The organism is Dyella mobilis, from assembly GCF_016904945.1.
GTDB classification, from domain to species: Bacteria; Pseudomonadota; Gammaproteobacteria; order Xanthomonadales; family Rhodanobacteraceae; genus Dyella_B; species Dyella_B mobilis.
Genome location: NZ_JADIKF010000032.1, coordinates 1 through 14,214 on the forward strand (window position 1 = coordinate 1; position 14,214 = coordinate 14,214).

At 63.0% G+C, this 14,214-nt stretch carries 8 protein-coding genes; 4 read left to right on the top strand and 4 right to left on the bottom strand.

The window, feature by feature from the left end; translation table 11 throughout:
• Positions 1 to 164 precede the first annotated feature (164 nt).
• From ISS99_RS01660 to sucC, 3 genes are all read right to left on the bottom strand, one after another.
• Positions 165 to 1,805: an NAD+ synthase gene (locus ISS99_RS01660; protein WP_204629832.1), complete on the bottom strand. Its 1,641-nt coding sequence runs from the start codon at positions 1,803 to 1,805 to the stop codon at positions 165 to 167.
• A 344-nt stretch (positions 1,806 to 2,149) separates the two neighbouring features.
• Positions 2,150 to 3,025, bottom strand: coding sequence for a succinate--CoA ligase subunit alpha (sucD, locus tag ISS99_RS01665; protein WP_204629833.1), 876 nt, complete (start codon positions 3,023 to 3,025; stop codon positions 2,150 to 2,152).
• Positions 3,026 to 3,038: 13 nt separating this feature from the next.
• Positions 3,039 to 4,199, bottom strand: coding sequence for an ADP-forming succinate--CoA ligase subunit beta (sucC, locus tag ISS99_RS01670; RefSeq protein ID WP_204629834.1), 1,161 nt, complete (start codon positions 4,197 to 4,199; stop codon positions 3,039 to 3,041).
• A gap of 454 nt (positions 4,200 to 4,653) precedes the next feature.
• Here sucC and ISS99_RS01675 point away from each other — a divergent pair, with 454 nt between their 5' ends.
• Both ISS99_RS01675 and ISS99_RS01680 read left to right on the top strand, forming a co-directional pair.
• Complete coding sequence (locus tag ISS99_RS01675; RefSeq protein ID WP_204629939.1) at positions 4,654 to 6,258, top strand: sensor histidine kinase; 1,605 nt, start codon at positions 4,654 to 4,656, stop codon at positions 6,256 to 6,258.
• Positions 6,259 to 6,278: 20 nt separating this feature from the next.
• Positions 6,279 to 7,085 (top strand): class I SAM-dependent methyltransferase, encoded by an 807-nt coding sequence (locus tag ISS99_RS01680; RefSeq protein WP_204629835.1) that lies wholly within the window; start codon positions 6,279 to 6,281, stop codon positions 7,083 to 7,085.
• An 11-nt stretch (positions 7,086 to 7,096) separates the two neighbouring features.
• On the opposite strand, the gene ISS99_RS01685 is transcribed toward ISS99_RS01680, so the two are convergent.
• Positions 7,097 to 8,059, bottom strand: a complete 963-nt coding sequence (locus ISS99_RS01685; protein ID WP_204629940.1) for a LacI family DNA-binding transcriptional regulator — start codon at positions 8,057 to 8,059, stop codon at positions 7,097 to 7,099.
• A 299-nt stretch (positions 8,060 to 8,358) separates the two neighbouring features.
• Between ISS99_RS01685 and pgmB the strand changes: the two genes are divergently transcribed.
• Complete coding sequence (pgmB, locus tag ISS99_RS01690; RefSeq protein ID WP_284343852.1) at positions 8,359 to 11,382, top strand: beta-phosphoglucomutase; 3,024 nt, start codon at positions 8,359 to 8,361, stop codon at positions 11,380 to 11,382.
• 62 nt (positions 11,383 to 11,444) lie between these two features.
• A complete protein-coding gene (locus ISS99_RS01695) occupies positions 11,445 to 14,027 on the top strand; it encodes a TonB-dependent receptor (RefSeq protein WP_204629837.1) in 2,583 nt (860 codons plus the stop codon).
• Positions 14,028 to 14,214: the final 187 nt, after the last annotated feature.

Consider the following 14,214-nt stretch of genomic DNA (forward strand, 5'->3'; position numbering starts at 1 on the left):
TCGTGGCGACAGGACATGAGGGTCTTCTCCTTCCACGGCATGACGCACTCCCAAGAGTCGACATCCCGTGAGACTAGGTGTTACCCATGTCTCCGAACACCTGTTACCCATGTCCCCAGTCCGCACATCCGGGGTAACCCAACCTGCCCCAACCTGCGAAGCGGCTATTTCCAACCGGAAGTGATCGGATAGCGCCGCTCGCGGCCAAATGCGCGCGTCGTGACGCGCGGCCCCGGAGCCGCCTGGCGCCGCTTGAATTCGTTGACCAGCACCAACCGGACCACGCGATGCACGGTGTGCTCGTCGAAACCTGCCGCGATGATTTCGGCCTGCGATTGCTCTTCTTCGATGAAACGCGCCAGGATGGCGTCGAGCTCATCGTAGGCCGGAAGGGAATCCTGGTCGGTCTGGTTGTCGCGCAGTTCGGCCGACGGAGGCCGCTCGATCACCGGCGGCGGAATCGCCCACTCGCCCTCGTTGCCGGTAATGCGCACCTGCTCCTGGTTGCGCCAGCGCGACAACCGGTAGACCTCGGTCTTGTACACATCCTTGAGCGGTGCATAAGCGCCGCACATGTCGCCATAGAGCGTGGCGTAGCCCACCGCCATTTCGCTCTTGTTGCCGGTCGCCAGCAGCAGACGGCTGTGCTTATTGGACAGGGCCATCAGCATCACGCCGCGCGTGCGCGACTGCAGGTTTTCTTCCGTGGTATCGGGCCTCTTGCCTTCGAACAGCGGCGTCAACGAGGTCATGAAAGCTTCGTAGACCGGCTCGATGCCGATCACGCGATAGTCCACGCCAAGGTGTTCTGCCTGGCCGCGCGCGCCGTCGAGCGAAAGCTGCGAGGTGTAGCGCATGGGCATCATCACTGCGGTGACGCGATCGGAGCCAAGGGCATCCACCGCCAGCGCCAGGGTCAGCGCCGAATCGATGCCTCCCGACAGTCCCAGCAGTACACCTGGAAAACCGTTCTTGTCGATGTAGTCGCGAATGCCGCGCACCAGCGCGGCATAGAGGGTAGCTTCGCGTGAGGTGTCGGAAACCACCGGCCAATCCCGCGCATGCAGGGTGCGCTCGGCCGGATCGAAATCCGCCCACAGCAAGGCATCCACAAAAGCCGGCGCGCGCGCCGCGATGCTACCGTCGGCATTCACCAACAGGCTGCCGCCGTCATACACCACTTCGTCCTGGCCGCCGACGAGATTGAGATACACCAGGGCGCAACCGGTTTCCTTGGCGCGCGCGGCGAGCACTTCCTCGCGCGCCAGCTGCTTGGCTTCATCCCAGGGCGAGGCATTGATCACCACGATCAACTCCGCGCCCGCCGCGGCCGCGGCGGCGGCCGGCTCGGCCTGCCAGATGTCTTCGCATACCAGGTAACCCACGCGCACCCCCTGGATGACGGCGATGGCACTGGTCCGCCCGGGGCGGAAATAGCGCTTGTCGTCGAACACCCCGTAGTTGGGCAGGATCTGCTTGTGCGTGATCTGCACGATCTCGCCGCCGCGCATGAAGGCGGCGGCGTTGTAAACCTCGCCCTGACTATGCGGAAAGCCGACGATCGCGGTCATGCCGTTGGTATGCGTGGCAAGGTCTTGGACAGCTTCCTGGCACGCGGCCAGAAAGCTCGGTCGCAGCAGCAGATCCTCCGGCGGGTAGCCGCTGATCGTCAGCTCGGGAAATACTGCCAGCGATGCCCCTCCGGCCTCTGCCTGCGCCATCAAATCGCGCACTTTCGCGGTATTGGCGGCGACCGCGCCGACGGGGAAATCGTATTGGGCCAGGGCCAATCGGAGCACAGCCATCGTTGTTTCGAATCCAGGGGCGACTGGCGCTAAATGGTAGTGCAAAGGCGAAGAACAAGAGCAGCCGACCGCACTTCGGCAGACGGCTCAAATTCGTTGCCGTATGAGTAACTAGCGCATCGCCGGCTGGACGCTGGCAGACCATGCAATCGCCCGTTGCCGGGTGCCACGCTGATCGCCGAATGGCCCGCAGCAGTTTCTGGACCCTCGGCACCCTGGCGGGCGCCTGCTTTGTTTTCAACGGCTTCGCCGTCTTGCAGGCTGCCTCGAAGCGCTTGCCGAGTCGGCACGAAAAAAGGGCCGCGTTACCGCGGCCCTTTTTTGCGACACCGAACCTGCGCGGCTTACTTCTTCAGCAAGCCCGCCAGCGTCTTGCCCAGATCGGCCGGCGACTTCACCGTGGTGACGCCTGCCTTTTCCAGCGCAGCAAACTTCGCTGCCGCCGTGCCCTTGCCACCGGAGATGATGGCGCCGGCATGGCCCATGCGCTTGCCGGCCGGAGCCGACGCGCCTGCGATGAACGACACCACCGGCTTCTTGACGTATTCGCCGATGAACTCAGCCGCTTCTTCTTCCGCGCTGCCGCCGATTTCGCCGACCATGATGATGCCTTCGGTCTGCGGATCGTCCTGGAACAGCTTCAGGCAGTCGATGAAGTTCAGGCCGTTGATCGGGTCGCCGCCGATACCGATACAGGTCGACTGGCCCAGGCCTTCGTTGGTGGTCTGGAACACGGCTTCATAGGTCAGCGTGCCGGAACGCGACACGATACCGACCTTGCCCGGCTTGTGGATGTGGCCCGGCATGATGCCGATCTTGCACTCGCCCGGGGTGATGATGCCGGGGCAGTTCGGCCCGATCAGCACGGTTTCCGGATGCTGTGCGAGCACGTTCTTCACGCGCAGCATGTCGAGCACCGGGATGCCTTCGGTGATCGTCACGATCACGCGCACGCCGGCGTCGATCGCTTCGAGGATCGAATCGGCAGCGAACGGCGGCGGCACGAAGATCACCGACGCGTCGGCGCCGGTTTCGTCGACCGCTTCGGCCACGCTGTTGAAGACCGGCAGGCCGATGTGCTCGGTGCCGCCCTTGCCCGGGGTCACGCCGCCGACCACCTTGGTGCCGTAGTCGACTGCCTGTTCGGCGTGGAAGGTGCCCTGCTGGCCGGTGAAGCCCTGCACGATGACCTTGGTGTTCTTGTTAACCAAAACGCTCATGGTTGTGCGCTCCTCACTTCGCGGCGGCCACGGCTTTCTTCGCCGCGTCGTTGAGATCGTCGGCCGGCGTGATCGCCAGGCCGGAGTTGGCCAGCAGTTCGCGACCCTTCTCCACGTTGGTGCCCTGCAGGCGCACCACCACCGGAATCTTCAGGCCCACTTCCTTCACCGCGGCGATGATGCCTTCGGCGATCAGGTCGCAGCGCACGATGCCGCCGAAGATGTTCACCAGGATGGCGCGCACCTTGTCGGAGGAAAGGATCAGCTTGAACGCTTCGGTCACGCGCTCCTTGGTGGCACCGCCGCCGACGTCGAGGAAGTTGGCCGGCTCGCCGCCTGCCAGCTTGATCACGTCCATGGTGGCCATGGCCAGGCCCGCACCGTTCACCATGCAACCGATGTTGCCGTCCATGGTGACGTAGTTGAGGTTGTGCTGCACGGCAGCCGCTTCGGCGGCGTCTTCCTGCGAGAGGTCGCGCATCTTCGCCAGGTCCGCATGGCGGAACTCGGCGTTGTCGTCGGAATTGACCTTGCCGTCGAGGGCGGCGAGGTTGCCGTCTTCGAGGATGGCGAGCGGGTTGAGCTCGACCAGCGACAGGTCCTTCTCGTTGAACAGCTTGTACAGGCCGAGCATGATCTTGGTCAGCTGGGTGACCTGCTTCGGATTAAGATCCATCGCGAAGCCGAGCTGGCGGCACTGGTAGGGCTGCAGGCCTTCGACGAAATCGACCACGATCGTGTGGATGTCGTCCGGCGTTTCCTTCGCCACCTGCTCGATGTCCACGCCGCCGTGCTTGGAGGCGATGAAGGTGACGGCCTTGCTGTCGCGGTCGACCAGGATCGACAGGTACAGTTCCTTGGCGATGTTGGTGGCATCGGTCACCAGCACCAGATTGACGGGCAGCGCGCGGCCGGCCGACTGGTAGGTTTCCATGTTCTTGCCCAGCATGCCCTTGGCGGCGGCATGGACGTCATCCAGGCTCTTGCAGAACTTGACGCCGCCGGCCTTGCCGCGGCCGCCTGCGTGGATCTGCGCCTTGACCATCCATTGCGAACCGCCCAGGTGCTTGGCGGCATCGACAGCGGCGTCGGGGGAGTTGGCGACTTTGCCCGGCGGCACGGCAATGCCGTACTGCGCGAACAGCTCTTTGGCCTGGTACTCGTGGAAATTCATTCGATACCTCGAGTGAATGGGGAAGGATCGAGTCTGCGCGGTAGACACAGCACAGACTTGGGAGAACGGACGGCGGTGATACGCACTACCGGCGTGCAGTGCGCTGCGGCCACGGGTCAACGTGACGAAAACCGCGCAATACGGCCAGGTATTTTCGCGGAAGCGGGTCCTGATGGAAAGGGGCCGGGGGAAAATGGCTCTCCGCACCCGCCTCCTCGCCCCTCCGGGGAGCGGATGGAGGCGAGGGTCCACTCTTGCGCTGGTCCCGCAAAAATGAGGGGTAAGTCCTTCTGAGGATTGAGGTGCAGGCCCAATCTTGCGAAAGTGGCGCATCGGAGTCCGCTTCGATGCCGGCGGACTGCGTGTCTGGCCCCTCGCCCTGCCATCGCCCCGGAGGGGAGAGGGAATAACCATGCCCACTTTGAGAGTCCTTGCCCCCGTGTCCAACCGCGCGATGTCCGACTCGCCCAACAGCACGACGACCCGCCACGAATTGTTGTTCCTGAATTACTTCAGGCTGGCCCAGGCCCTGGTTTACATCGGGCTGGCCTTCACCCCGGTCGGCATGGGCTGGCCCCACCTGGACAACGCCGGCCTGGCCCGCACCGTCGCGGTTGCCTATCTGCTGTTTGCCGTGGCGATCGTGGCTTCCATCCACCTGGCGCGCACGCTGGGCTGGCTGGGCATCCTGGCCACCCTGTTCATGGATATCGTCGCCGCCGTGCTGGCGATCGCCGCCATGAACGACGCGCGCATCGGCATCGCCATGATGCTGGCGGTGAACCTGGCGGCAGGCGCCCTCCTGCTGCCCCTCCGGCTGGCTCTGTTTTTGGCAGCCCTGGCCACCCTCGGCATCCTGGGCCGCACCCTGCTGGGCCTGCCCCACCTGGGCTCGGCCGATGACCGCGACCTGCTGGAGTCGGGCCTGTTCGGCATGGCCTATTTCGCGATTGTCGTGCTCTGCAACGTGCTGGGCCGGCAACTGCGCGCCAGCGAGGCGCTGGCCGAGCAGCGCAGCATCGACCTGGTCAACCTCTCGCAGGTCAACGAGCTGATCATCCGCCGCATGAAAACCGGCGTGATGCTGGTGGACGACGCCAACCGCATCCACCAGATCAACGAATCGGCGTGGATGCTGCTGGGCAACCCCTCTTCGGACCAGCGCGACCTGGGCCGGGTGGCGCCGGAACTGTCGCGCCGGCTCTATCACTGGATCACCTCGGGCAAGCTCGACGAAAACGCCACGCAACTGGCCGACGGCATGCCGGAGGTCGTTCCGCGCTTCAGCCGCCTGGCGCCGAACGACGACTCGCTGGTGCTGATTTTCCTGGACGATACCTCGCTGGTATCGCGCCGCGCCGAAGAGCTCACGCTCAGCTCGCTGGGGCGCCTGTCGGCATCGATCGCCCACGAGATCCGCAACCCGCTAGCGGCCATTCGCTATTCCGCGCAGTTGCTGGCCGAATCGACCGAGTTGAATCACACCGACCTGCGCATGGTCGAGATCATCAACAACCACTGCAGCCGCCTCAACGAAATCATCGAGAACATCCTGCAGCTTTCGCGACGCGAACGTTCACGCCCGGAAACCCTGAACCTCGGCGACTGGTCGCACAGCTTCGTGGAGGAATACAAACAAGGAAACGATCTTGGCGGCGATTCCCTCCGTGTGATCGACAACAGCGCAGCCCCCGTGGCCGCCGTGGCCGATCCGCAGCAACTGCAGCAGGTGGTGTGGAACCTGGTGCAGAACGCACTGCGCTACGGCCGCATGCCCGGCGAATCGGCGCGCGTGATGGTGGTGGTGCGCCATGGCGAGCACGGCGTGCCGATCCTGGAAGTGATCGATCGCGGCCCGGGCATCGCGCCGAAAGTGGCGGCGCAGATTTTCGAGCCCTTCTACACCACGCACGAATACGGCACGGGCCTGGGCCTGTATCTGGCGAGACAGATGGCGGAAGCCAATCAGGCGGCGCTGGAATATGTGCGCGTTGCAGGCGGCGGCAGTTGCTTCAGGCTGGTCCTGACGCCGCCGGCGAAGATTGAGCCGGCGGTGTAATCCGGCTTCAGGAGAAATGTGTGCAGTCGTGGAACATCAAGCAGCACTTGGACACCCTCTTTGCGATCCGCGACCAGTTGGGCCCGGTCTACGGAAGCGAAGACCTCTGCATGCTTCTTTACAGCATGGTGCGCCGCGAGCAGCCGCAGGTCGTCGTGGAGCTGGGTACCGGCCTGGGAGCGACCACGGCATGGGTCGCATCGGCACTGAAGGAAATCGGCACGGGGCGCATCTATACCTTCGATAACGGCAGCCATTTCCAGGACGCTTCAGTCAAGGCGTTTCTTTCGCAACTCGGCGGCGAGCTGCACGAGTTTGCACGGCTGTCGCAAACGGGTTCTTACGAAGCGTGCATGGACTGGATCTTCCAGCGCGTCGACGTCGCCGACCGCGTGCAACTCGTCAAAGGCGACATCGGTTTCGATGCACGCGCGGCAGAAGCCGTCGCCCAGGGCAAGAAGATCGACTTGCTGTTTTCCGATTTCAATCACGCACCCAAGACGATCATTCAATTGCTGGCCGGGTATTTGCCGTACGTGAACACGACGTCAGCCATTTACATCGACAGCGCGCCGACCCATCTCCCTTCGTACTGGATGCTCGAGAATCTGGTGCAGATGCTCAACGCAAAGCGCATCCCGGCGGCATGGCGCCACGAACTGGGCGCCGAGCAACTGGCGGCGCTACGCGATCTGGTCGACCAGTGCCGCTTCCAATTGGTCCACCTGGTCGAGAAAACCCCCAGAAGTCAAAACAGCACGGCTTGGATACGCATTGCTCCCGACGACATCTTTCCAGCAGGCGCCACCCACCTGCGATTCCAGTAACGAGCAGCCGATCAGGTCGACCGCACCACCAGCGTCGACGCCATCATCTGCGACTGCACCGGCTGTCCGTGGATCAGCGCCAATACCTTGCGCGCCAATAGCACGCCGCCTTCCTGCCAGTTCTGCCGCACCGTGCTCAACGGCGGCAGGAAACTCGCACCCAGCGGCGTATCGTCATAACCGATGACCGACACGTCGTTCGGCACGGAGTGCCCCAGCTCCACCAGCGCGCGGATCGCCCCCATGGCGAGCAAGTCGCTGCATGCGAAGATCGAGTCGAAACGCACCTTGCGTTCCGACAGCGAACGCACCGCGTCGACGCCGGACTCTAGGGTGAAATCCGTACGGCGCAACAACAGCGGCTTGATACCGTGGCCAGCCAGTTCGTCGACAAAGCCGAACAGGCGCTGCGCCATTTCCGGGTGGTCCGGATTGCCGATGAATACCGGATGGCGTCGCCCGATCGACAAGAAGCGCTCGGCCACGCTCACGCCACCCTGGCGGTTATCGCTGCCCACCACGATGTGATTGTCGCCGCCCTGTCCGGCCGCGCCCCACACCACCATCGGCAGGCCCACCTTGTCGTACAGGCGCACGGCATCCTGACGTACACCCTGGCCCAGCAGAATCAATCCATCGGCCGCCTGCACGGCGGCGTTCACCGCATCCTGGCGGGTGGTCAACAACACGCTATAGCCGGCCGATGTCAGCTCCTGCGAGATACCGCCGAGCAGCGACAAGGGATAGGGGTCCCACATCGTGCGCCCGGAAGACGGTTTCATTTCCACGATCACCGCCACTGTGTGGCTGCGGCGCAGGCGCAGGTTGCGCGCACTCACGTTTAACTTGTAGCCATGCTTGCGGGCCAATGCCTGCACTCGCTCCCGCGTTTCGGGGTTCACCAGCGTGCTTTCACTCAGCGCGCGCGAAACGGTGATCTTGGATACCCCTGCCAGCTCGGCCAGATCGGCCATGGTCAGGCTCGGGCGTTGCGCAAGGGGTTGTTTCTTCTTGATACCCGTCAAAAGAGGCCCCTCAATTCACTTCCGGAAAGCTGCATACATAGACGCGGCAAGTGTGGCCCGCCCCTACCCCTTCGTCCAATCCCGTTTACTTGTAGAGCACATCCAAAGCACACCCGGGAGGCTAAGCTGCTGCGTTGCCGCAGATGATATCGATATCTTGATATCGATATCATTCACTTCTATGCTCGCCCGGACCTGGCTTAAGGCCATCAGGAAGGTCCAGCGAGAACATGCCGAGGGGAGAAAGTGTGCCAAGTCACCACTTGCCAAATACCGCCAGGGAGCCGGCAGGTCTGGACTCTCCCGATCCGTGGCGCGTGGTGCATGCCAGCCGCCCCACCCCGGATGAAAGGCCCGTTCTGGAAAGTCTGTTCGCGCTTGCCAATGGCACCCTGGGTGTACGCGGCGGACTGGAAGAGCAAAGCAGCCCGACCCAAGGCAGTTTCCTGAGCGGAGTGTGGGAGCGCACGCCGATCGAATACCACGAGCGCTTCCCCGGCTTCGCCCGTACCAGCGATACACGCATCCCGGTACCCGACGGCACTCGCATCGGCCTGCGCCTCGGCGAAACCCTGGTCGATCTAGACGAAGGCGAATGGCTGGCTTTTGAGCAGGCACTGGACCTGCGCGCCGGCTGCCTGCAACGCATGCTGCAATGGCGCTCCCCCACGGGCGTCACCTTGCAGATCGACGCGGAACGGATCGTTCCCCTGCATCAGCCTAATCTGCTGTGCATCCGTTACCGCGTCACCTCTATCGACTACAGCGGCCCGATCATCCTCGAATCGGCGCTGATAGCCAGCAACACCGCCACCGAGCAAGGCGACGATCCGCGCATGGGCGCCCGCGTCGCCGGCGGCCTGAGCATCACCACCTCCGATGCGGACCACACACTGGCGTCGATCTGCCAGCGCACGCAGCACAGCCACATCCGCCTTGCCAGCGGCCAGCGCCATCGGCTGCCCGCCACGAATGTTGCGTTCGCCCGCGCCGTCATCGAAGACGCCGAAGGCGTGCAACAGCACTATCGCGCCGAGTTGCGCCCCGGCAGCAGCATCGTGCTGGAGAAATACGTCGCCTATGCCTGGACACCCCCGGATGGCGGCGACACGCTGGCATCGCTGCTCGATGCGGTCGCCATGACGCTGGACGAAGCGGCCAAGCAAGGCTTCGATGTCCATCGCGCCAACCAGTCCAAGGCCTGCGAGGCGTTCTGGCAGGAAGCCGACCTGCAGGTCGACGGCGACGATGCCGTTGAACAATCGCTGCGTTTCAGCCTGTTCCACATCCTGCAATCCACCGGCCGGGACGGCAGCGGCAGCGTGGCCGCCAAAGGACTCACCGGCGAAGGCTACGAAGGCCACTATTTCTGGGACGCCGAAGCCTTCGTGCTGCCGGTACTGGCACTGACGTCGCCGGAACAGGCACGCAGCATGCTGCAATATCGCGTCAATACGCTGGAACGCGCCCGACGCCACGCCCGCGAAATGAACCACGGCGCCGGTGCACTGTATGCGTGGCGCACGATCAGCGGCGACGAATGCTCGGCCTACTTCCCCTCCGGCTCCGCGCAATACCACATCAATGCCGCGATCGCCTTTGCGATCGGCTTGTACGTGGACGCCACCGGCGACATCGAATTTCTGGTGCGCGGTGCCGCGGAAGTGTTGTTCGAAACCGCCCGGTTGTGGTTGCAGGTCGGCTACTACAACCCGCGCCGCAACGATGCCTTCTGCATTTGCCAGGTAACCGGCCCGGACGAATACAGTGCGCTGGTCGACAACAATTACTACACCAACCATCTGGCGCAGCAGCATCTGCGCCATGCCGCGACCGTGGCCTCAAAGCTGGCCAGCAAAAGGCCCGAAGACTACGCGCGGATTGCCGCGGCCATCGACCTGTCGGATGCCGAAATCAATGCCTGGCTGGCCGCCGCCGATGCGATGTACCTGCCGGTGGATGCGCGGCTGAACATCTTTCCGCAAGACGACGATTTCCTCGACAAGCCGCGCCTGCCACTTGCCGCACACGGCCAGCACGAGCATCGGCCGCTGCTGCTGGACATGCATCCGTTAACGATCTATCGCCATCAGGTGTGCAAGCAGGCCGACGTGCTGCAGGCGTTCGTGCTGGCCGGCAACGCCATCGACAAGGACAGCAAGCGCCGCAATTTCGATTACTACGAAAGCGTCACCGTGCACGATTCCACGCTGTCGGCCTCGACCTTCAGCGTCGTCGCTTCCGAAGTGGGTTATGCAGACAAGGCGTATCGCTACTTTCTCGATACCCTGCGCGTGGATCTGGACAACCTGCACGGCAACACTTCGCACGGCCTGCACATGGCCGCCATGGCGGGCAGCTGGCTGGCGCTTGCCTGGGGATTCGGCGGCATGCGTCCGGTCGACGGCCGTCCCGCTTTCGCTCCCACCCTTCCTGCAACGTGGAACGGCTATCGCTTCGGCTTGCAATGGCAAGGCCGACACATTCGCGTGGAGGTGAATGCAAGCGGTGTCGCATACACGCTGACACGCGGAAATCAGCTGGAGGTCCTGCACCATGGCGCACCGATCTCGCTGCACGGCGGAGAAACCGTCCACGTGCCGCTGACACCCGTTTCGCCCGTGCATAACATCAAGGGCGTCATCTTCGACCTCGATGGCGTGATCGCCGATACGGCGGTCGTTCACCACGCCGCCTGGAAAAAGCTCGCTGCCGAGATCGACATTCCGTTCGACGACGCGATCGGCGAGCGGCTCAAGGGCGTCGATCGCCGTGCCTCGCTGGAGATCCTGCTCGAACAAGCCTCGCGTTCTTACTCTGAAGCGGAGAAAGAAGCCTTGGCAACGCGCAAGAACGACTACTACCGGCAACAGATCCAACAATTCGGCCCACAGCAGCTGTTGCCCGGCGCACGCGCCGCCGTCGAATCGGTGCGTGGTGCGGGACTGAAAACCGCGCTGGCTTCCGCCAGCCGCAACGCATCGCTTTTGCTGGAAAAACTCGGCATCGCCGATTTGTTCGACTACGTGGTCGACGCCAATCACATCAGTCGCGCAAAACCCGATCCGGAGATTTTCCTGGCCGCCGCGCGCGGCCTCGGTCTGGCACCGAGCGAATGCCTCGGCGTGGAAGACGCCGCGGCAGGAATTGCCAGCATTCACTCTGCAGGAATGACCGCGGTAGGCATCGGCCAACCGCAAGCTTTGGCTGGAGCGGACCTGCTGTTGCCGGACGTAGCCGCGTTCGACATCAGCCGTTTTATCAAGACATAAACGGCTAAGCGACGTGGCGGCAAGCCACGCGATCACAAACAAACCGTTGGGGAGAACGATTGATGAACAGCAAGCCACTCACGCGCCTGGCGTTGTCGACGGCGATCGCCGCGACGCTGATGTCCGGCGCCGTCTACGCGCAACAGACCGATCAGGCCTCATCGACCCAGAACACGGGCACCAGTCCTGCCGCGACCGCGACACCCGCGGTCAAAGCCAGCCCCGGCACGCAGCAGGCCGCCAACGCGAAGAACGCATCGACCTTGCAACAGGTCGTGGTGACCGGCACGGCCAGCTTCGCCGGCATCAAGAAGATCGATGCGGCCTACTCGATTACTTCCATGTCCTCGCAACAGATCAAGGAAGCCAATCCGGTCAGCGCCGCCGACCTGCTCAAGCAGTCGCCCGGCATCTTCGCGGAATCCTCCGGCGGCCAGACCGGCGCCAATATCGAAGTGGCCGGCTTCCCCAGCGGCGGCGACGCGCCCTTCGTCGCGTTCCAGCTCAACGGCTCGCCGGTGTATCCGCAAAGCGATCTGTCGTTCATGGATCTCTCCTCGATGGTGCGCATCCCCGACGACACCATCGACCGTGCCGAAATGGTGCAAGGCGGCCCGGCCGTGCTGTATGGCGCAGGCATGCCCGGCATCACTGCGAACTTCATCCTGAAGGAAGGTACCGATGTGCCCTCGGGGGATATCGGCGTCACCTATGGCACGGATGACTTGAAGCGCGTGGACGGCTTCGTCGGCTTCAAGGTTGCGAACAACTGGTACGGCAGCTTCGGTGGCTGGTTCCGCTCGGACAACTATCGTGATCCGCACTTCACCACACCCGGCGATTACGGTGGCTCGCTCAGCGGCACACTGTCGCGCGACTGGGACAGCGGCGAGTTGATGTTCTATGCGCACGCCCTGACCGACAAAAACCAGTTCATCGCCGACACTCCCATCTACAACCCCAGCCGCGGGCAGTTCAGCGCGTATCCCGGCTTCAATCCGCTCACCGGCAGCCTCGGCAGCGCGGCCGACCAGTTCGAAACCATCCAGACCACGCCATGCCACACCACCGGCTGCACGCCCGGCGGCATTCCGGTGAACCTCGCCGATGGCCGCGGCACCACGGTCTACCAGTTCGGCAGCAACTTCGACTGGGATTTCGGCAATGGCTGGACCATTTCCAACAAACTCAACTACACCAACAGCGACTCCACTCAGATCGCGTTCTACAACACCAGCGCGAACCCGGAATCGCTGTTCAACTACATCTCGAATGCAGAGACAGCCGACAAGCTTCCCGCCGGCATGGCCATCTCCGCCAACTACACCAACGGCCAGACCGCCAACTTGAACCAGGATGTGCTGACCGAAGGCCTGTGGTACGTGCACAAGCAGCTCAATGCGATCAGCAACGAGTTCCACGTCAGCGATGAAATATTCGACGGCAATACGCTGACCTTCGGCAACTACACCACCGTCTACGATGATCACGACAACTGGTACCTGGGCAACACCATGTTGCTGCAAGGCCAGAGCAATCCGAACCCGATCGTAGTCAATCTCACCGATACCACCGGCACCTATCAGCTGAGCAGCGCGCAAGGGTTCGTCAGCGGCCCCACCGATGCGTTGCGGGAGCGCTGGTACGGCTTGAACACCGCCTTCTTCCTCACCGACACCTGGAAAGTGGGCCAATGGCTGTTCGACGCCGGCATCCGTGACGAGCGCGAATGGCAGAACGGCGCCTGGCAGAACCAGGCCACCGGCAACCTCGATCCCAATCCGTTCACGCTGTACAACATGAATGCGTCGTACCTGGCACCGGGCATGACGTACATGAAATACCAAAAGACCGCGCCGTCCTGGACGATCGGTGCCAACTACGAGATCACCCCGAACATGAGCGCCTACGTGCGCCTCAACGACGGCGTGATCTTCCCCAGCTTCGACAACCTGCGCGGCGGCATGGGCAGCGTCGACGGAACGCCGGTGGAGAAGGTGCACAACCAGGAAATCGGCTTCAAGTACCAGAGCAGCTGGGTGTACGTGGATGCGAGCGCCTACCATCGCCTCTTCTACGGCGTGCCCTACAGCTTCACCAGTCCCCAGGGCAACATCCAGTACCTGCTCTATGGCGCCAACACCAAGGGTGTGAACCTGTCCACCACGTTCACGCCGTTCGCGCACTTCTCGCTGCTGCTGAGCGGCGACTACATGGACGGCCACTACACCAATACCGGCCTGGTGGAATACACCAACGAAACCGGACAGAACGCCTATGCCAGCATGTACGGCATGGTGTTGCAGCGCCAGCCCAAGCTGCAGTTCCGCATCACCCCCTCGTACACCTTGCCGACCAGTTGGGGCAACCTGCGCGCGTGGATCACTTACGAATACATCGGTCCTCGCTATGAAGACCAGATCGAATCGCAACCGCTGGGTTCGTATTACGACCTCGCCTTCGGTGTGCAAGCCAACGTCGGGCAGCACTGGGTCTACAGCGTGAGCGGCACCAACATGACCAACCAGATCGGCCTTACCGAGGGCAATGCGCGCGAGTACGGCTTCGCCAACCAGAACGGCGTGATCCTGGCGCGCTCGATCCTGGGCCGCGAAGTGCAAGGGCAGGTCAAGTATCAGTTCTAGGAGTGAGGAATCTGGGGTGAGAGGTAAGCAAGGGCCAAAGCATTGCAACCTGAAACTCTTCTCTCGTTTCTAATTCCTCGACCCTCTTCTGCGTTTTGAGTCGCCCTCCCCTCCCTGGGGCACCCATGGCCGGGTGTCGAAAGCACCCGGCCATGGATTTTCCGGAACGTGAACGTTGTAGAGTTCA